Annotated in this window: 16 protein-coding genes; 6 read left to right on the forward strand and 10 right to left on the reverse strand. The window is 29.6% G+C overall.

Going from position 1 to position 19,087, the window contains the following annotated elements; translation table 11 throughout:
- Window positions 1–3: 3 nt before the first annotated feature.
- Window positions 4–801 carry a DUF2797 domain-containing protein gene (locus DAD81_RS17855; RefSeq protein ID WP_111709673.1) on the forward strand — a complete coding sequence of 266 codons (798 nt, stop codon included), beginning with the start codon at window positions 4–6 and terminating at the stop codon, window positions 799–801.
- Window positions 802–809: 8 nt separating this feature from the next.
- Here the strand turns inward: DAD81_RS17855 and DAD81_RS17860 are convergent, their stop codons facing one another.
- From DAD81_RS17860 to DAD81_RS17870, 3 genes are all read right to left on the reverse strand, one after another.
- Window positions 810–1,166 carry a DUF6970 domain-containing protein gene (locus tag DAD81_RS17860; protein ID WP_111709674.1) on the reverse strand — a complete coding sequence of 119 codons (357 nt, stop codon included), beginning with the start codon at window positions 1,164–1,166 and terminating at the stop codon, window positions 810–812.
- Between the two features lie 153 nt (window positions 1,167–1,319).
- Window positions 1,320–3,905, reverse strand: coding sequence for an AsmA-like C-terminal region-containing protein (locus DAD81_RS17865; RefSeq protein WP_111709675.1), 2,586 nt, complete (start codon window positions 3,903–3,905; stop codon window positions 1,320–1,322).
- A 76-nt stretch (window positions 3,906–3,981) separates the two neighbouring features.
- Window positions 3,982–4,671, reverse strand: a complete 690-nt coding sequence (locus DAD81_RS17870; protein ID WP_111709676.1) for a queuosine precursor transporter — start codon at window positions 4,669–4,671, stop codon at window positions 3,982–3,984.
- Between the two features lie 75 nt (window positions 4,672–4,746).
- Here DAD81_RS17870 and fabD point away from each other — a divergent pair, with 75 nt between their 5' ends.
- Window positions 4,747–5,631 (forward strand): ACP S-malonyltransferase, encoded by an 885-nt coding sequence (fabD, locus tag DAD81_RS17875; protein ID WP_111709677.1) that lies wholly within the window; start codon window positions 4,747–4,749, stop codon window positions 5,629–5,631.
- Window positions 5,632–5,677: 46 nt separating this feature from the next.
- Here fabD and DAD81_RS17880 read toward each other — a convergent pair whose 3' ends face one another.
- The 7 genes from DAD81_RS17880 to DAD81_RS17910 form a co-directional block, all read right to left on the reverse strand.
- Window positions 5,678–6,250: a hypothetical protein gene (locus tag DAD81_RS17880; RefSeq protein WP_111709678.1), complete on the reverse strand. Its 573-nt coding sequence runs from the start codon at window positions 6,248–6,250 to the stop codon at window positions 5,678–5,680.
- Between the two features lie 154 nt (window positions 6,251–6,404).
- Entirely contained in the window at window positions 6,405–7,412 is a 1,008-nt protein-coding gene (galE, locus tag DAD81_RS17885) for a UDP-glucose 4-epimerase GalE (RefSeq protein ID WP_111709679.1), read from the reverse strand.
- Window positions 7,413–7,414: 2 nt separating this feature from the next.
- Window positions 7,415–8,545, reverse strand: coding sequence for a DegT/DnrJ/EryC1/StrS family aminotransferase (locus tag DAD81_RS17890; protein WP_111709680.1), 1,131 nt, complete (start codon window positions 8,543–8,545; stop codon window positions 7,415–7,417).
- A gap of 86 nt (window positions 8,546–8,631) precedes the next feature.
- Window positions 8,632–9,519 carry a cysteine synthase CysM gene (cysM, locus tag DAD81_RS17895; protein WP_111709681.1) on the reverse strand — a complete coding sequence of 296 codons (888 nt, stop codon included), beginning with the start codon at window positions 9,517–9,519 and terminating at the stop codon, window positions 8,632–8,634.
- Window positions 9,509–10,303, reverse strand: coding sequence for a serine O-acetyltransferase (locus DAD81_RS17900; RefSeq protein ID WP_111709682.1), 795 nt, complete (start codon window positions 10,301–10,303; stop codon window positions 9,509–9,511). Before DAD81_RS17900 ends, cysM begins: the two co-directional genes overlap by 11 nt.
- Window positions 10,304–10,412: 109 nt before the next feature.
- Complete coding sequence (gene leuB, locus DAD81_RS17905; RefSeq protein WP_111709683.1) at window positions 10,413–11,528, reverse strand: 3-isopropylmalate dehydrogenase; 1,116 nt, start codon at window positions 11,526–11,528, stop codon at window positions 10,413–10,415.
- 195 nt (window positions 11,529–11,723) lie between these two features.
- Window positions 11,724–12,899, reverse strand: coding sequence for a 2-isopropylmalate synthase (locus tag DAD81_RS17910; protein ID WP_111709684.1), 1,176 nt, complete (start codon window positions 12,897–12,899; stop codon window positions 11,724–11,726).
- 150 nt (window positions 12,900–13,049) lie between these two features.
- Here DAD81_RS17910 and DAD81_RS17915 point away from each other — a divergent pair, with 150 nt between their 5' ends.
- From DAD81_RS17915 to ilvN, 4 genes are all read left to right on the forward strand, one after another.
- Window positions 13,050–14,594, forward strand: coding sequence for a hypothetical protein (locus DAD81_RS17915; protein ID WP_111709685.1), 1,545 nt, complete (start codon window positions 13,050–13,052; stop codon window positions 14,592–14,594).
- 530 nt (window positions 14,595–15,124) lie between these two features.
- Entirely contained in the window at window positions 15,125–16,807 is a 1,683-nt protein-coding gene (gene ilvD, locus DAD81_RS17920; RefSeq protein WP_111709686.1) for a dihydroxy-acid dehydratase, read from the forward strand.
- 3 nt (window positions 16,808–16,810) lie between these two features.
- A complete protein-coding gene (gene ilvB, locus DAD81_RS17925; RefSeq protein ID WP_111709687.1) occupies window positions 16,811–18,544 on the forward strand; it encodes a biosynthetic-type acetolactate synthase large subunit in 1,734 nt (577 codons plus the stop codon).
- A gap of 2 nt (window positions 18,545–18,546) precedes the next feature.
- Window positions 18,547–19,068 carry an acetolactate synthase small subunit gene (gene ilvN, locus DAD81_RS17930; protein WP_111709688.1) on the forward strand — a complete coding sequence of 174 codons (522 nt, stop codon included), beginning with the start codon at window positions 18,547–18,549 and terminating at the stop codon, window positions 19,066–19,068.
- The last annotated feature ends 19 nt before the right edge of the window (window positions 19,069–19,087 follow it).

A 19,087-nucleotide genomic window follows, 5' to 3' on the forward strand; every position in this document is an offset into this window, starting at 1 on the left:
TTTATGAAATATCAAACAGTTTTAAAAAAAATGAAAACTGAATTAAATGAAAAAGTTCAGTATTACTTAGATGTAGATAATGATTTTTTAAATTTGAATCAGTTGTTAGATAGAGAGTTAGAAATTAGCTTTGAAGGATATCAATGTTTATGCTGCGGAAAAGAGAAAAAAATATTTCGTCAAGGAAACTGTTATGACTGTTTTTATGAGAATGCTGCGGTAGGAGATTGGATTATGAAACCTGAATTAAGTAAAGCACATTTAGGCATTGAAGACCGTAATTTGGAATATGAAAAACAAGTACAATTAAAACCACATATTGTTTATTTGGCCTTGTCTAGCAATGTGAAAGTTGGTGTTACACGTAAAACTCAAGTTCCAACACGTTGGATTGATCAAGGTGCTAGTAAAGCAATTGAAATAGTTGAGGTGCCAAACCGCTATTTAGCGGGAATAACAGAAGTTGCCTTAAAAGAGTATGTTGCCGATAAAACTAGTTGGCAAAAAATGTTGAAGAATAACCTTGTTGATGCTGATTTAATAGAAGAAAGAGAAAAGTTAAAAGCCTATATTCCAGAAGAAGCGCAAGATTATTTTTTAGCAAACAATAGTAAAGTTACAGAAATAAATTATCCTGTTTTAAGTTATCCTGTAAAGATTAAAACGTTGAATCTTGAAAAAACACCTTTTTATTCCGGTAAATTAAAAGGAATTAAAGGTCAGTATTTGTTGTTTGAAGATAATACAGCTTTTAATGTAAGAAATAGTGAAGGGTATAAGGTGATAATAACCTTAAAATAAAATAAGTGTTATTTTCTATCGTCTTGCCAAACTAATGTTTTTACAATATTACTTGTAAATACAGGGCAATTTCCGTCACCTTTACCAGTAAAACCGCCATCGGGAGAACAAAGAACTTTGCAATTTTTATTATATAAATAATTGTATTGGTCACAACAATCTGATGTAATATGAAAATAGGTGGCGCCGTTATCTACCCATTTCCATACCTCAGTTGGAGGATTGGTAACATTATTATTCATAATTGTTTCAATTTTATTTTCAATACAAGCTGGAATTTCTTCCTCTGAAACAGTCTTGTCGCAGCTTTTAGAAATAAATGAAATAACAATTATTAGAAATAAATATTTTATTATTCTTTTCATTTGGGGGTATTAATATAAATGTTTCTTTTTATTGATGACTAAGGTCATTTACTTTATGTTTCATTTACACTAGTATATCAACTAAACTATTATATTGTTACCTAGTATTAATTAGTATTCAAAAAATATGCCAAAATTATTTAACTGCTTGTTTTATTGTTTTTTAACGGTATCCTTCTTTTTTAATAAGCTTTTTAAAATGGTATTTGTTGAATTTTTTATAACATCTTTAGAACTCGTTTTTGTTGAGTCATTTTCTTTTTTATTACCGTTTAAAATTTTAGTAATTTCACTAGTACCTTTATCTATTAATTTATTTTTTTGTTGATCAACTAATTGTTTTGTTAGGGTTGTAGCAGCTTGTTTTAAATTAGTTGTTACGCTTGGTTGTGTAAAAGAACCTAAAATGTTTGCGGTAATTGGAATGCTTATGTTGTCTTTTTCTTGTTCACTTAAATTTGCGATAAGGCTTGAAACTTCTGCTCCTAAGTATTTTGCAGGCACATTAAGGGTGATATTATAATCCATTGTTTTATCAAAACCGTGTGAACCACTAATTTGAATAGGAATGTTTTTGTAATTTACGTTAAATGGTTTTATAGATACTTTACCATTTTCAAAAGATATAGAGGTTTTTATTTTTTCTAAATCAATATCATTTAAGTTTATAAAGTCTAAATTACTCCCTAATAAAGAAAGCGCTTTAGAGTTTTTAAAAGTGTTTTTTGAAGTTAATAATTCAGACAATGCATTTCCGCTTATGGTAGCTAAATTTGGTGTTAAATCATCATTTAAATTACCGGAAAATTTTAAATCTGAATTTAATTTACCATTCAGTATTTTAGCAATTGGAGCCAGCGCATTAAATAGTTCTAATTGAGTAAAAGATTGTGCAATATCAAAATTTTTAATATCCATATTAAATGCAAACGTTGGTGTTTTTGTTTTGGTTGAAACGTTTCCATTCATAATAATATTTCCATTAAATATATCTGATGATAAATTTTTTAAATCTGCTTTTTCATCTTTAATTACTAATATACCTTTTACATTTTTTAGCGTTAAATTATCGTAAATTACATTGCTGGCGGTTGCATTAATAGTGCAATCTAAGAAAGAAGGTATTTTTAATTGCTCTTTATTTGTATTTTGTGGTGTTTTTTCATTGGTTTCAGCATCCATAAAATCATTCAAATTAAAAGTATTTGAATTTAAATTGAAATCTCCTTTTATATCTTCATTGTTTAATACAAAACCGATTAAATTTTCAATGGTTCCGTTCATTTTTAAATCGGATTTACCAGTTTTAGCTTCAAAATTATTTAGTTGAACACTTTTGGTGTTGAAAGTTACTTTAGCATCTGAAATTTCAATGGGATTTGCCATTTCATTTCCTTCATATTTAAAATTCACCAAGGAAATATGGCCTGAGTTTTTTGTGTTTTCGTATTGCTTTTTCTCAATTGAATTCATATCAAAATCAGTTTCAAAATCTGCTTTTACAATTCCCTGTAAATCCTTAATAGTTTCCATAGGGTAAGCTTTACTGATTTTAGCCAAGTTAATAATACCTTTTGCTTTTGCTTTAATTTTTGGATTGTTAATTATATTGCTAATAAAGGCGCTAGAGGTAAACGTGTCTTCATCAATTTTAAATGCTAAATTTTGGATATCAACCTTGGTGTCGTTTGTAATTCCAGTTGTGTTTAAAATTGTAGATTTAATTTGAATGTTTTCAATTGTTTTAGATAAATTAGGATATTTAAAACTAGCATTATTTGATGCAATATTAATGTTAAAGTTAGGAATGTATTTATCATCTATAATTCCTTTTAACGTTCCGTTAAGTGAAAATTTACCACTTGTTTTTACATTACTAATATCTTTTGAATATTTTTCAGGAATTAAAGCTAAAAAGTTTTTGAAGTCTGATGAAGGTGTTTTAAAACTAAGATCTATTTCTTTATTGTTATCATTTAATTTAACAAAACCATCAAAAATTAATGGAAGTTGGTTTATTAAAGCTTCATTTTCTAAGAATGTAAATTTTTGCTGATTTAAATCCATTGCTATATTGGCATTTAATTGGATTGAATTATTTTTTAAATAACTTGTGTCTTCATAATCAAAAGAAACATTAGAACTTGTTTCTGTTTTTAGTTCTGAAATGGCTTTAGAAAAATTACCGCTACCTTTATGGTTGAAATTTTCAAGTTTTAAAGCTATTTCTGAAGATACATCAGTATAATAAATGTTACTATTTTCAATAGAATATCCGTCTAGCTTTAACTTAATTCCACTATTTTCTGTACTATTTTCTGAAGTTGAAGTGGCACTTTCTTTCGTAATATTATAATTCGCCTCACCTTTTTTATTAATTAAAATATTAAATGCAGCTTCTTCAATAGTAATAAAGCTTACATTTATCTCTTCAGAAGTGGATTTAAATAAACTAGAAATTGGAAATTTAAGAGAAAGAGCTTTTACGTTTGCCAAAGTATCTCCTTCAAAAGGTTTTTTTGTAGTAATTAAGAAGTTGTTTAAACTAACTTTAGCATTTGGAAAACTAGAAATTAAGCTAATATCCACATTGTTAAAATCTATTTTTGCATTTACATTATTGTTAGCAGTTTCTTTAATTAGCTCAACAATTTTGTCTTCAAAAAAATAAGGAATAGCTATTAATATTCCTAAAATAACAATTAGAATACCAATAATAATTTTTGCAGCTTTTTTCATAATTCAAACAGTTTTATCTTGTTCAAATAAAACGAAAAAAAATGAAGATTAGTGAAAATAATATGCTAAAATTTTATTAATGAAATTCAATTTCTTCACCTTCTTTTAATTTAAACCGTTGTTTAAATAAATAAACAATAAAGTAAAGGATAGGAGTGTCTAAAAGTGCAATTATTATTTTAAAAACAAAACCACTTATTACAAGTGTGTTAAATAAACTCCATGGTAAAACTTTAAAACTACAAAGTAATGTAACCACGGTTAAAGTATCAATCAATTGAGAAGAAAAAGTAGAGAAATTGTTACGGAGCCATAAATGTTTACCGTTGGTTTTTCGTTTCCAAAAATGGAATATACGAATGTCAATAAATTGGGCGAATAAATAAGCAAGCATTGATGCTAACACAGCAATAGGAGATAAGCCAAATACTTTAGTAAAGGTATCATTATCTACGGGAGAGGCTTCTATTGCAGGTGTGTAATTACCTACTAAAATAATTAACATAGAGAAGAATGAAGCGAAAATACCAGCAATTACAACTTGGTTTGCTCTTTTCTTTCCGTAAATTTCTGAAATAATATCAGTAATTAAAAAAGTTATGGGATATGGTAAAATACCAACTGAAAGCTCAAATCTAAACCAACCAAAAGGATTCCAAAAGAAGAATTTTTGAAAAATTAAATTTGAAGCAACTAATGCCGCAACAAACATAGATGTTAAAATAAGGTATATTGTAAAGGCTTCAGATTTAAGTTTGTGAGTCATTAGCAGTAAGTTGTTACGAATATAGCAAATATTTTGTATTTTTGCATTTTGAAATTTAAACCGAAAAATTATATTATGAAGGCATATATTTTCCCTGGTCAGGGAGCACAATTTACTGGGATGGGAATGGATTTATACGAAAACTATCCTTTAGCTAAAGAACTTTTTGAACAAGCAAATGAAATTTTAGGTTTTGCTATAACTGATATAATGTTTAAGGGTACGGCAGATCAATTAAAACAAACAAAGGTAACTCAACCAGCTATATTTTTACATTCTGTAATTTTGGCAAAAGTATTGGGTGATGATTTTAAACCAGAAATGGTTGCGGGGCATTCTTTGGGGGAACTTTCTGCGTTAGTAGCAAATGGAGTTTTAACTTTTGAAGACGGACTTAAATTGGTTTCAAAAAGAGCCTTAGCTATGCAAAAAGCTTGTGAAGCACAAGAATCTACTATGGCAGCAGTTTTAGGATTGGATGATGCTGTTGTTGAAGAAGTTTGCGCAAGTATAGATGGTGTAGTAGTTGCTGCAAATTATAACTGTCCAGGTCAATTAGTTATTTCTGGAGAAATTGAAGCAATTGACAAAGCCTGTGCGGCACTTACTGAAAAAGGAGCAAGACGTGCTTTAAAATTACCTGTTGGTGGAGCATTTCATTCTCCATTAATGGCACCTGCCAGAGAAGAATTAGCAGCTGCAATTAAAGCTACTGTATTTAGTGAGCCTACTTGTCCTGTTTATCAAAATGTAGTTGCAAAAGCAGTTATAAGTCCTGATGAGATTAAAGAAAATTTAATAGCACAATTAACAGCGCCAGTGCGTTGGACACAATGTATTCAAGCAATGATTGCTGATGGTGGTACTGAATTTATTGAAGTTGGTCCTGGTAAAGTTTTACAAGGATTAATGCGTAAAATAGATAGAAGTGTTACTGCAAGTGGAGCAAGTCTCAGTTAAGAATAAAAATAAAAAAAAGCCGCTATTAGCGGCTTTTTTTATTTCATTAATTATCAGTTAAAGTATAAGTAATAGTTAATATATCTGATTGATCTGAATTTAATTTTGAGTAATATTCTTTATCATTACTTTTTGTTAAATAATAAAGTACTCTATGTCCTTTGTCTGGTCCATTTCCAGTATAAGCACTTCCAATTCCTGTAATTAAATTAGTAACTTCGGAATCAGTTAACTTTAAAAGAGATGTTGGTGATTTTCCCATTTGTCCTTCACCTTTTCGAACATCTCTCCAAGCATAAATATTTAATTGTAATCCATCTGCAACTTTTCCATCAGTGATTTGAACACCTACGTTTCTAGAAGTACTTGATGAATTTACAATTGAAGAGTAATTTATCCACATATCATAATTAATATTTGAAATGTTTATAGCGCTACCTGCTTCAGTTGGTGCTTTTATATCAAATTTTAAATTTTTATCTTTTGAAGATTCTAAATCTAATAAAGCAACCTCTGGAATAGTAATGGATACACTGTGAGAGTATTTATTAGAGTTTTGAGAGTGTATTTTTATAATAGTTGTAAAAAAAATGATTAGTATTAATATTTTTGAATTCATAATTTTCGAGGTTTAATTATACTCCAAAAGTATATTTGTTTGTGGAGGATACGTCGAAAATTAAGATGGAAAAGGTTTAACTATCGATAAACGGTAAATAGCTATCGATAAATTGGGGTAAAAAAAAAGCCTCTGAATTTCAGAGGCTTTTTTTTTATAAAGTTTCCTGCCATTTCCATGCAGAAAGTAATGCGTCATCTAAAGTTAATTCAGTTTGCCAACCTAATTCTTCTTTAGCATAATTAGTGTCAGCATAAGCAGCAGTAATATCTCCAGCTCTTTTATCTACTAATTTATAGTTTACTTTTTTACCTGTAACTTTTTCAAAAGATTTAATTACTTCTAGTACAGAGTTTCCTTTTCCTGTACCTAAATTAAATACCTCATACTGTGCTTTGTTGTTATTTTCAATTAGCCTTTTTAAAGCAACAATATGTGCTTTGGCTAAATCTACTACGTGAATGTAATCACGTACAGCAGTTCCATCAACAGTATCATAATCACTACCAAATACAGAAAGCTCTTTACGTATTCCAGCTGCAGTTTGCACAACAAAAGGAATTAGGTTTTGAGGAACACCAATTGGTAATTCTCCAATTTTAGAAGAAGCGTGCGCCCCAATTGGATTGAAGTAACGTAGTGCTATTGCTTTTAAATCTGATATTTTAGTAGTGTCTTTAATAATTTCTTCACCAATTTGCTTTGTGTTTCCATAAGGAGATTCAGCAGGTTTTATTGGTGCGTTTTCAGTAATTGGTAACTCATCAGCTTGTCCATAAACTGTACAAGAAGAACTAAAAATGAAATTATTTAAATTGTTAGCTTTTAATTCTTGTAAAATATAAATTAAACTTCCAAGGTTGTTTTCATAATATTCTAATGGCATTTGTACGCTTTCACCAACTGCTTTTGAGGCTGCAAAATGAATCATACCATCTATTTTATTAGTAGCGAAAAAATTTTTAACAGCTGCTTTTTCTCTTAAATCTATATTGAAATAAGTGGGTTTTGTACCTGTAATAGATGTGATTTTATCAAGCACTTCAATACTTGAATTTGATAAATTATCAATTATTAAAACTTCAAAACCTTCGTTTTGTAATTCTACTACTGTGTGAGATCCAATAAATCCTAACCCTCCTGTTACTAATATTTTTTCCATAATTATTTATTTATAAAATCATTTACTGTTTTTGTTATAAACTCTAATTGCTCCTTGTCTAATTCTGTGTGCATTGGTAATGAAATAACAGTATTTTTTAATTCATTTGTCGCTACAAAATCAGCTTCATTATAACGTTCATCAGCATATGCTTTTTGGCTGTGTAATGGAACTGGATAATAAATTGCATTTGGAATTCCATTATCTAATAAATGTTGGTGTAATTCATCACGTTTTCCATTCAATATTTGCAAAGTATATTGGTGAAAAACATGGGTTGTATAATCACTAACTGCAGGAGTTACAATATTTTTGTTTGAAGAAAATGCGTTTGTGTAAAATGCAGCTGATTTTTGACGAGCTTCACAATATCCGTTTAATAATGGTAATTTAACTCTTAAAATAGCAGCTTGTATACTGTCTAATCTAGAATTTACACCAACTACATCATGGTAATAACGTTTATACATACCGTGGTTTACCATTCCTCTAATAATGTGAGCTAAATCGTCATCATTAGTAAAAATTGCACCACCATCACCATAACAACCTAAGTTTTTTGAAGGGAAAAAAGAAGTTGTCCCAACATGTCCAATAGTTCCAGCTTTCTTACTAGATCCATCTTTAAAAGTGTAGCTAGATCCAATTGCTTGAGCTGTATCTTCAATAACAAATAGGTTATGTTCTTTTGCAATTTCTAAAACGGCTTCCATATTAGCACATTGTCCGTATAAGTGAACTGGTACAATAGCTTTAGTTTTTGGAGTAATTGCTTTTTTAATTGCATCAATATTTATATTGAAAGAGTCTTTTTCAACATCAACTAAAACAGGTGTTAAGTTTAATAAACCTATTACTTCAACTGTTGCGGCAAATGTGAAATCTGCGGTTATTACTTCGTCTCCAGGTTTTAAACCTAATCCCATTATTGCAATTTGCAAAGCGTCTGTACCATTGGCACAAGGAATTACATTTTTAACACCTAAATATTCTTCTAATTCTTTTTGAAAAGCGTGGACTTCAGGTCCGTTTATATATGCTGTAGATTTTAAAACTTCTAAGACTTTTTCGTCTATTTGTTTTTCTATTTTAGTGTATTGACCCTTTAGGTCAACCATTTGTATTTTATTCATTATAAGAAAGTTTCTATTCTAACGAACAAAAATACAATAAATGAGCATGTTATACAATTAATAAATGTTATAAAAGCTATAACGTTTTATTCGAATAAATCAGACGATAAATACCTATCACCTCTATCACAAATAATGGCTACAATAACTCCTTTTTCTAAAGTTTCAGCTAATTTAACTGCAGTTGCCACAGAACCACCGCTACTCATTCCTGCAAATATTCCTTCTTCATTTGCAAGTCTTTTTGTCATTTTACGAGCTTCTTGTTCACTAACCTCCATAACAACATCAACTTTTTTAGGGTTAAATATCTTAGGTAAAAACTCTGGAGACCATTTTCTTATTCCAGGTATTTTTGAATTATCTGTTGGTTGAGCTCCAACTATTTGAATATTTTTATTTTGTTCTTTTAAATAAGTTGAAGTTCCCATTATTGTTCCGGTTGTACCCATAGCAGAAACAAAATGAGTTATTTCACCATCTGTGTCTTTCCAAATTTCAGGGCCGGTTGTTTTATAATGTGCTTTCCAATTATCATCATTTGCAAATTGGTTTAGCATTATATATCCTTTTTCCTCAACCATTTTTTCGGCATAAGCTCTAGCGCCTTCAATTCCAATAGTACTAGAAGTTAAAGTTACTTTTGCTCCATAAGCTTGCATTGTTTGTACCCTTTCTTTAGTTGAGTTTTCAGGCATTACTAATTCAATTTGAATTCCAAATAATTGAGAAATCATAGCCAATGCAATTCCTGTATTTCCACTAGTTGCTTCAATTAAATAAGCATCCTTTTTTATAGTACCTCTTTCTAATGCAGATGAAATCATGTTATAGGCTGCTCGGTCTTTAACGCTTCCTCCTGGGTTGTTACCTTCTAACTTTAGAAATAATGAAACATTTTTATTCTTTATTAAATGCTGTGCTTTAACTAGTGGTGTATTTCCTATAAAATCAATCAATGTATTACTTTTCATTTCTTTTTTGTTTTACCCTAGTATCTGGTCTGTGATAAACTAAAGTGTTTTTTGGTATAGATTCTGTGATCCAAACGTTACCACCAATTGTGCTGTTTTCTCCAATAATGGTATCGCCTCCTAAAATGGTAGCATTAGCATAAATAGTTACATTACTTTCTACGGTAGGATGTCTTTTGGTGCCTTTCATATTTTTTTCTACTTGTAAAGCTCCTAAAGTAACACCTTGATAAATTTTTACATGATCCTTAATAATGCAGGTTTCACCTATAACAGTACCAGTTGCATGGTCAATAAAAAATGATTTTCCAATGGTTGCTCCAGGGTGAATGTCTGTTCCTGTTTTACTATGTGCGTATTCACTCATTAATCTAGGAATCAATGGAGTATCTAAAATAAATAATTCGTGACTAAAACGATATATTGCAATTGCGTAGAAACCAGGATATGCAAGATAAACTTCTTCAATGTTGTTTGAAGCAGGATCTCCGCTCACCAATTCAAGCGCATCTAAATTTAAGTTATCAAATATTTCAGGAAGTGTATTTAAAAATTTATTCCAAATATCATCACAAGAAGTTCTTACGGAGCAAGCTAATTTATAAATCTCTTTAAAATCCGTCTCTAATTGTTCTATATTTTGCTCAATGCAAGAATTAGAATCAAATAAAGTATAAAACAAATTATTAGTAAAAGCTTCAGTTTTAGTTTTTAAACTGAAGTTTAATTGCGGCTTGTTTTTGCTCGAAATTATTCTATTGATGATACTTTGTTTAGCTGTCATAATTATTGGTTACTAATGAATATTAATTACCCATTGTATTTTAATATAACTTTAAAATTACAATGTATAGTAAAAATGCAATATGAAACTCTCTTTTATAAACTATAAATTAAATAATAGTTGATTGGCCTAAATCAATGTTATCTTTATTGTAAAATGTATTTTCATCATCTAAAATAAAGTCGCTAATAAAAGTTCCTACATTTGTTGTTGAAAAATGATTTGTTGAATTTAAATCAGGTGTTGTGATATTTAACTCAATAGATTTTTCTACAGCAGCTCTAATAGATTCAGCTTCTTCAAACAATTCAAAATGTTCTAACAATAATGCTGCAGATAAAATAGCAGCAAGAGGGTTTGCAATATTTTTTCCTTTTGCTCTTGGAAAAGATCCGTGAATTGGTTCAAATAGAGCGGTATGTTTACCAACAGATGCAGATGCTAATAAACCGATAGATCCAGAAATTACACTTGCTTCATCAGATAATATATCACCAATCATATTTTCTGTTAAAATAACATCAAATTGCGTTGGTTTTAAAATTAACTGTTTGGCAGCATTTTCAGCATATAAAAAGTTTAACTCAACGCTAGGATGCTTCTTTCCTATTTCTATTACTCGATTTCTCCATAGTTTAGAAGTTTCTAAAACATTGGATTTATCCACAAGAGTTAATTTTTTTCTTCTAATTTTTGCGGCGTTAAATGCTAAATGAGTAATTCTATCAATTTCTTCAACTGAATAAGAACATGTATCATAGGCTGTTAAGCCGTCTTCGCTTAATTTTTTTTCTCCAAAATAAATTCCACCAGTCAATTCTCTAAATATAACTATGTCAACACCATTCACAACTTCCTCTTTTAGATTAGATTTATGAATTAAAGAGTCGTAAGTAATAACAGGTCTAATGTTAGCGTACAAACCTAGTTTAAGTCTTAATTGGAGTAAACCTTGTTCAGGTCTAATTTTAATATTTGGATTATTATCATATTTAGGATCACCAATAGCACCAAATAAAATGGCATCAGCTTTTGAACAAATTTTTAAAGTTTCTTCAGGTAGCGGATCTCCTGTTTCATCAATAGCGGCTGCACCTACAAGAGCTTTTGTATATTTAAAAGTGTGTTGGTGTTTTTCAGCTATAGCGTCTAATACTTTTACAGCTTGTTGAGTTACTTCTGGTCCAATTCCATCGCCTGGAAGTAAAGCGATATTTAATTTCATACATGTTTAATTGAATGATTGTCGAACCTTTAAAGTTGTCAAATCAAATTTTAATATTTATTATATACAAATTAAGCCTTTTCTTTTGAAAAGGCTTAATAATAACTATTAAAATTAATAAATTTAACTTAGTATTTTAAAATTAATAACAATTTTCACATAAAACTATTGTTAATTGATTTTAAAATGAGTGGTTTAGATATGTATTTTTGTTTTTAAAATATGGTTTAAATCCATTAAATGGTGAATGTCTTCATCATTTACTTGTTTATGATGATCTGCAAATTTTAAAAATTGAGGATATAAATCATCCAATTGAATTTTTGTTAAATCAAATCCAATATTTTTTGCTCTATATGCTAAAGCAGCTCTACCACTTCTTGCAGTTAAAACAATAGAAGATTCAGTAACTCCAACATCTGCTGGATCCATTATTTCATATGTTTCACGGTTTTTTATAACACCATCTTGATGTATTCCCGAACTATGTGCAAAAGCATTTTCGCCAACAACAGCTTTGTTTGGTTGCACTAACATTCCCATACTTTCTTGTACAAGTTTACTTGTATCGTACAATAATTTTGTATTTACACCAGTGTCTAAATTTAAGTAAGGGTGTTGTTTTAAGATCATTACAACCTCTTCTAAAGCCGTATTTCCTGCACGCTCTCCAATACCGTTAATAGTACATTCTATTTGACGTGCTCCATTTTGAATACCAGCAATAGCATTTGCAGTTGCCAAACCTAAATCATTATGACAGTGACAAGAAATAATCACATTGTCAATTCCTTTTACATTTTCTTTTAAGTATTTTATTTTTGCACCGTATTCATCAGGTAAACAATATCCTGTAGTATCAGGGATATTTACAACAGTGGCACCGGCTTTAATAACAGCTTCTATAACTCTAGCTAAATACTCATTGCTTGTTCTACCAGCATCTTCAGCATAAAACTCTACATCTTCAACAAAAGTTTTTGAAAATTTAACAGCACCTATAGCACGTTCAATTATTTTTTCTTCAGTTGAATTAAATTTAAATTTAATATGAGATTCAGAAGTTCCTATTCCAGTATGTATTCTTGGTCTCTTAGCGTATTTTAATGCTTGTGCAGCTACTTCAATATCTTTTTGGTTTGCTCTGGTTAACCCACAAACCGTTGCAGTTTTTACTAGTTTTGAAATTCTTTCTACAGAATTAAAATCACCGGGACTTGAAATTGGAAATCCAGCTTCAATAACATCAACACCTAAAATATCAAGACGCTCAGCAATGACTAATTTTTGTTCAGTATTTAACTTACAACCAGGGACTTGTTCTCCATCTCTTAAGGTTGTATCAAAAATTTGGACTCTATTTTTACTCATTTTTGATTTTTTTTTATCACATTTGAATTTCAAAAATAGAGTTATAGGTTTTCTAAAATTAGGGGTTTTTAATAAAATTTACTATATTCAAATGGGTAATATACCTATTAAAGAGTTGAAAATCAATAAAATAAAAATAAATTAGTTACAATGGCTATTGAGCAAAAAGATGCACTTTTTACATTAGTAAAGTCACTTTCAAAATCTGAAAAACGACAATTTAAACTGTATGTTGGTAGATTAGGGGGAAATTCTGAAGCTAATTTTATATCGTTATTTAATTTATTGGATAAAGTAAATGTTTATAATGATGGTTTAATATTAAAAAAAACCAATATTAAAAAACAGCAAATATCTAATACCAAAGCACATTTATATAAGCAAATTTTGGTGAGTTTAAGGATGAATCCTGTGCATCAAAATGTAAGTTCGCAAATAAGAGAGCAGTTTGATTTTGCAACTGTTTTGTATAACAAAGGTTTGTATAAGCAAAGTTTAAAAATTTTAGATAAAGCAAAAGAGTTGGCGCTTAGTAATGGTGAAAATAATTTAGCTTATGAAATAGTTGAGTTTGAAAAAATTATAGAATCACAATATATTACAAGAAGTATGAGTAATAGAGCAGATGAACTTGCTGAACAAGCAAAGGAGTTAAGCTTAAAAAATGTGAGAATTAGTAAGCTTTCAAACTTATCACTTCAATTATATAGTTTGCTTTTAAAAGCTGGTTATGTGAAAGATAACAAAGATTCTACATTATTAACAGAGTATTTTGAAAGTAGAATGCCGAAATTTGATTTGATGAAAATGGGTTTTAAGGAGAAGCTTTTTTTATACAAAGCTTATTTATGGCATAGCTTTATTAAACAAGATTTTGTTTCGGTATATAAATATTCTCATAAATGGGTTGATTTGTTTGAAGAGAATCCAGAAATGAAAAAACAACATCCTGTTTTTTATTTAAAAGGAGTCAATTATTTGGCAGAATCTCTATATTTAAATAGTCATAGAACAAAGTTTAAGGCAATACTTGAATCGTTAGATTTTGATATTAAAAACAATAATATAGTTTTAAATCAAAACACTAGTACGTTGGCCTTTATTTATTACAATCAAAATAAATTGAACTTGTTTTTTTTAGAAGGGCAGTTTACAAAAGGACTAGATTTTGTTCAAAATTTATTAATTGAACTTAAAAAGTTTGAAGGGCAAATTGATGCGCATCACATTATGGTTTTTTACTATAAAATTGGTTGTATGTATTTTGGAGCTGGTAAAAACGAAGAGTGTATTTTTTATCTTCAAAAAATTATAAATAATAAAGATTTAAAAATGAGAGAAGACTTATTGTGTTTTTCTCGAGTTTTAAATTTGGTAACACATTACGAAGCTGGTATAGATTATAATATTGAAAAGCTTATTGTTTCAACATATAAATTTTTGTTGAAAATGGATGATTTACATGAGGTGCAGCGTAAAATGATCGCTTTTCTTAAAAACTTAAGTGATATATATCCTCAAGATTTACGTAAAGAATTTATTAAGCTTCATAAAGAATTAAGTAAATATAAAGAGCATCCTTTTGAAAAAAGAGCTTTCTTGTATTTAGATATTTTATCTTGGTTAGAAAGTAAAATTGAAAATAAATCAGTTGAGTCTATTATTCAAGAAAAGGCAAAAAAACTTTTAAAATAAAATTTAAACAAAACTTTGCTTTTAAAAAAATAAGTTACATATTTGTTTTTCAATTATGAAGAAAGTCAATATCAATATCTTTTCTGTAAATGTCTCTGTGATTATTTCGCAAGTAGGTTAGGACTGTTATTGTAATTACATATAAATTATAAAGCCTTCCTAAATTTTAGTAAGGCTTTTTTATTATAAAAAAATGAAATTAATAAAAATACAAATCGTCATTTTAATTCAAGTCGTTATTGTCTTAATAACGTGATGAAGGTTTGTATATATAATCAAATAAAAAAACCTACATCTAAAAAAATGATGTAGGTTTTTTTATTGCATAATCATTGTAAAAAATAACAACTTAAAAATCTTAAAATCAATATATTATGAATAATTAGAAGAGACTGAATATTGTAAAAAAAGTAAAAAAAAAAGTAATAAAACAAATATCTAATTTAAATTTGTTCCTTATTAAAAAATAGTAAATATAAATTGAATTAATTTGCGAATTATTCAGTGAAATTGAAAAAACATTAAAATAAATGCAATTAAACAAATATAGTAAAAGAGTAACACAAGATCCAACGCAACCTGCAGCTCAAGCAATGTTGTATGGAGTAGGTTTATCTGATGATGATATGAAAAAACCTCAAGTTGGTATTGCAAGTACTGGTTATGATGGTAACCCTTGTAATATGCACCTTAATGGCTTAGCTGGATTTATTCAAGATGAAGTAAATAAAAATGACTTAGTTGGATTAAAGTTTAATACAATTGGAGTTAGTGATGGTATTTCAATGGGGACTTCAGGGATGAATTATTCTTTACCTTCTCGTGATGTTATTGCAGACTCTATTGAAATAGTAATGAATGCACAAAGTTATGATGGTTTAGTTACCGTTGTAGGTTGTGATAAAAATATGCCAGGAGCAATTATGGCAATGCTACGTTTAAATCGTCCATCATTAATGGTGTACGGAGGAACAATTGCTTCGGGAAAACACAATGGTAAAAAATTAAATATTGTTTCTGCTTTTGAAGCCTTAGGTCAGAAAATATCTGGAGCTATAGATGAAGAAGAATATAGACAAATTATTAAAAAAGCAATTCCAGGAGCAGGAGCTTGTGGAGGTATGTATACAGCAAATACAATGGCATCATCAATTGAAGCTATGGGATTTGCATTACCATATAATTCATCAATTCCAGCTGAAAATCCTCATAAAGAATCTGAAAGTGAGCGAATTGCCGCAGCTATCAAAAATTTACTGGAGTTGGATTTGAAACCTTTAGATATAATTACAAAAAAATCTCTTGAAAATGCAATTACATTAGTAAATGCTTTAGGAGGTTCTACAAATGCAGTACTACATTATTTAGCAATTGCACACGCAGCAGGTATTGAATTTACTTTAGATGATTTTCAACGTGTAAGTGATAAAACACCTTTAATAGCAGATTTAAAACCAAGTGGAGAATATTTAATGGAAGATGTTCACGGAGTTGGAGGTACACCTGCAATTATGAAATATTTATTAGATGAAGGTTTTTTACATGGAGATTGTATGACAATTACAGGTAAAACATTGGCTGAGAATTTAGCAGATGTAAAAGCTATTAAGTTTGAAGATGGTCAGGATGTTATTCATCCAACAGATAAAGCATTAAAATCTTCTGGAAATCTTCAAATTTTATTCGGAAATCTTGCTACAGCAGGTTCCGTAGCTAAAATTAGTGGTAAAGAAGGAAATTTATTTGAAGGGAAAGCAGTAGTTTTTAATAGTGAAGACGAAGCAAATGCAGGAATTGGTGCAGGAAAAGTTTCAAGAGGAGATGTAGTAGTTATAAGATATGTAGGCCCAAAAGGAGGTCCGGGAATGCCAGAAATGCTAAAGCCAACTTCTATGATAATGGGAGCAGGTTTAGGGAAATCAGTAGCGTTAATTACTGATGGACGTTTCTCTGGTGGAACTCACGGATTTGTTGTAGGACATATTACTCCAGAAGCACAATCTGGAGGAACAATTGGTTTGATAGAAGATGGTGATATTATTAAAATTGATGCCTCAAATAATTCTATTAATGTTCTTGTTTCTGAAGAAATATTAGCAGAAAGAAAGACAAAGTGGGTTGAACCAGCTCCAAAACATACAAAAGGAATATTATATAAATATGCTAAAACAGTTTCTTCTGCTTCAGAAGGATGTGTTACAGATAAATTTTAATATATGAAAACATTAAACAAGGAAGCGAAACAGAAGGAGACAGCAAAAACTGTTAAAATTTCAGGTGCAGAGGCAGTTCTAAATTGCCTTTTAGCGGAAGGTGCTGATTTGGCTTTTGGATATCCGGGAGGAGCCATTATGCCAGTTTATGATGAAATATATAAATATCGTGAAAAATTTCACCATGTTTTAACACGTCATGAACAAGGAGCAATACACGCAGCGCAAGGCTTTGCACGTGTTACTGGAAAACCAGGAATTGTATTTGCAACCTCAGGACCTGGAGCAACAAATTTAGTTACTGGTATTGCTGATGCCCAAATAGATTCTACACCTTTAGTGTGTATTACAGGTCAAGTAGCATCTCATTTATTAGGGTCGGATGCTTTTCAGGAAACCGATATAATTGGTATTTCAACACCTGTAACCAAATGGAATTATCAAGTTACAAAAGCTTCAGAAATCCCTGAAGTTATTGCTAAAGCATTTTACATTGCAAAATCTGGAAGACCAGGACCCGTTTTAATTGATATTACTAAAGATGCTCAATTTGGAGAGTTGGATTTTTCATATAAAAAATGTGAAAAAATAAGAAGTTATAGAGCAATTCCTAAGTTTGATACTAAAAAAGTAAAAGAAGCAGCTACATTAATAAATAGCGCAAAAAAACCATTTATTGTTTGGGGACAAGGAGTTATAATTGGTGAAGCAGAACAAGAGTTTAAAAACTTTATAGAAAAAACAAATATTCCTTCAGCTTGTACAGGTCTTGGCCTTTCAGCTTTAGATACAGCACACCCTTTAAATGTTGGTATGGTTGGTATGCATGGTAATTATGCACCAAATGTATTAACCAATTCTTGTGATGTTTTAATTGCTATTGGTATGCGTTTTGATGACCGTGTTACTGGAAATTTAGAAACATACGCAAAGCAAGCAAAAGTTATTCATTTAGAAATTGACCCTTCTGAAATTGATAAAAATGTAAAAACAGATATTGCTGTTTTGGGTTCAGTAAAGGAAACTTTAGTGGATATAATGCAATATGTTAATAAAGGAGATCATAGTGAATGGATGAAAGAATTTGATAAATTATATCAAATTGAAAAAGAAACTGTAATTGACGATCAATTAAATCCTATCAAGCAAGGCTTAACAATGGGTGAGGTTTTAAGTGGTATTAATAAAGAAACAAAAGGAGATGCTGTAATAGTTACCGATGTTGGGCAGCATCAAATGTTTGCTTGGCGTTATGCTAACTTTACAAAAACAAGAAGTAATGTTACTTCTGGTGGATTGGGAACTATGGGATTTGCATTGCCAGCAGCAATTGGTGCAAAACTGGGAGTTCCAAATCGTGAAGTAATTGCTATTATTGGAGATGGAGGTTATCAAATGACTTGTAATGAATTGGGGACAATATTACAAACAAGAGCAGCTGTTAAAATTGTAGTATTAAATAATGGTTATTTAGGAATGGTACGTCAATGGCAAGAACTGTTTTTTGATAAACGCTATGCCTCAACAGAAATGGTGAGTCCAGATTTTGTTAAATTAGCAGAATCTTATGATATTGAAGCTCAAAGAGTTTCGAGTCGAGGAAATTTGGCTCAAGCAATAAAAACAATGGTGCAATCAAAAGAATCCTATTTTCTTGAAGTAGTTATTGAAAAAGAAGACAATGTTTTTCCAATGATACCAACAGGAGCAAGTGTTTCAGATATAAGATTAAGTTAATTATGGAAGAAATTATAAATTTTACATTTTCAGTATATACTGAAAATAACGTAGGAATATTAAACCGTCTTTCTGCAATATTTTTAAAACGACATATTAATATTGAGAGTATGTCTGTTTCAAAATCAGAAATTGAAAACGTTCACAGATTTACATTTGTAGTGAATATACCTGAAGTACTAGCTAGAAAAGTTGCAGGGCAATTAGAAAAGCAAATTGAAGTAATACGAGCTTTTTATCACACACAAGATGAAATTATTTACAATGAAACAGCTTTGTTTAAAATTTCATCAGAACATTTATACGATGAGAAACTTCAGAAAAAATTTAAATTTAGAAGAGCTCATATACTTACAATAACTGAAAATTATTTTGTTATTGAAGCTTCAGGAACAAAAGAAAATATAGATAAAATGTATAGGAAATTAAAACCTTATGGTTTGTTGCAATTTGTTCGTTCAGGACGTATAGCAATTACAAGACCTAAAATGGCAATTTCAGAATTATTACAAGAATTTAATTAAAAGAATAAAAGAATAAAAA

This window comes from Lutibacter citreus, from assembly GCF_003260195.1.
In the GTDB taxonomy this organism is placed as follows: Bacteria; Bacteroidota; Bacteroidia; order Flavobacteriales; family Flavobacteriaceae; genus Lutibacter; species Lutibacter citreus.

Coding starts and splice junctions, on each gene's coding strand:
- DAD81_RS17880 (WP_111709678.1), bottom strand. CDS start 6,250: ATGAATTCAAAAATATTAATACTAATCATTTTTTTTACAACTATTATA.
- galE (WP_111709679.1), bottom strand. CDS start 7,412: ATGGAAAAAATATTAGTAACAGGAGGGTTAGGATTTATTGGATCTCAC.
- ilvB (WP_111709687.1), top strand. CDS start 16,811: ATGAAAACATTAAACAAGGAAGCGAAACAGAAGGAGACAGCAAAAACT.
- ilvD (WP_111709686.1), top strand. CDS start 15,125: ATGCAATTAAACAAATATAGTAAAAGAGTAACACAAGATCCAACGCAA.
- DAD81_RS17870 (WP_111709676.1), bottom strand. CDS start 4,671: ATGACTCACAAACTTAAATCTGAAGCCTTTACAATATACCTTATTTTA.
- DAD81_RS17915 (WP_111709685.1), top strand. CDS start 13,050: ATGGCTATTGAGCAAAAAGATGCACTTTTTACATTAGTAAAGTCACTT.
- fabD (WP_111709677.1), top strand. CDS start 4,747: ATGAAGGCATATATTTTCCCTGGTCAGGGAGCACAATTTACTGGGATG.
- cysM (WP_111709681.1), bottom strand. CDS start 9,519: ATGAAAAGTAATACATTGATTGATTTTATAGGAAATACACCACTAGTT.
- DAD81_RS17860 (WP_111709674.1), bottom strand. CDS start 1,166: ATGAAAAGAATAATAAAATATTTATTTCTAATAATTGTTATTTCATTT.
- DAD81_RS17890 (WP_111709680.1), bottom strand. CDS start 8,545: ATGAATAAAATACAAATGGTTGACCTAAAGGGTCAATACACTAAAATA.
- DAD81_RS17900 (WP_111709682.1), bottom strand. CDS start 10,303: ATGACAGCTAAACAAAGTATCATCAATAGAATAATTTCGAGCAAAAAC.
- ilvN (WP_111709688.1), top strand. CDS start 18,547: ATGGAAGAAATTATAAATTTTACATTTTCAGTATATACTGAAAATAAC.
- leuB (WP_111709683.1), bottom strand. CDS start 11,528: ATGAAATTAAATATCGCTTTACTTCCAGGCGATGGAATTGGACCAGAA.
- DAD81_RS17855 (WP_111709673.1), top strand. CDS start 4: ATGAAATATCAAACAGTTTTAAAAAAAATGAAAACTGAATTAAATGAA.
- DAD81_RS17910 (WP_111709684.1), bottom strand. CDS start 12,899: ATGAGTAAAAATAGAGTCCAAATTTTTGATACAACCTTAAGAGATGGA.
- DAD81_RS17865 (WP_111709675.1), bottom strand. CDS start 3,905: ATGAAAAAAGCTGCAAAAATTATTATTGGTATTCTAATTGTTATTTTA.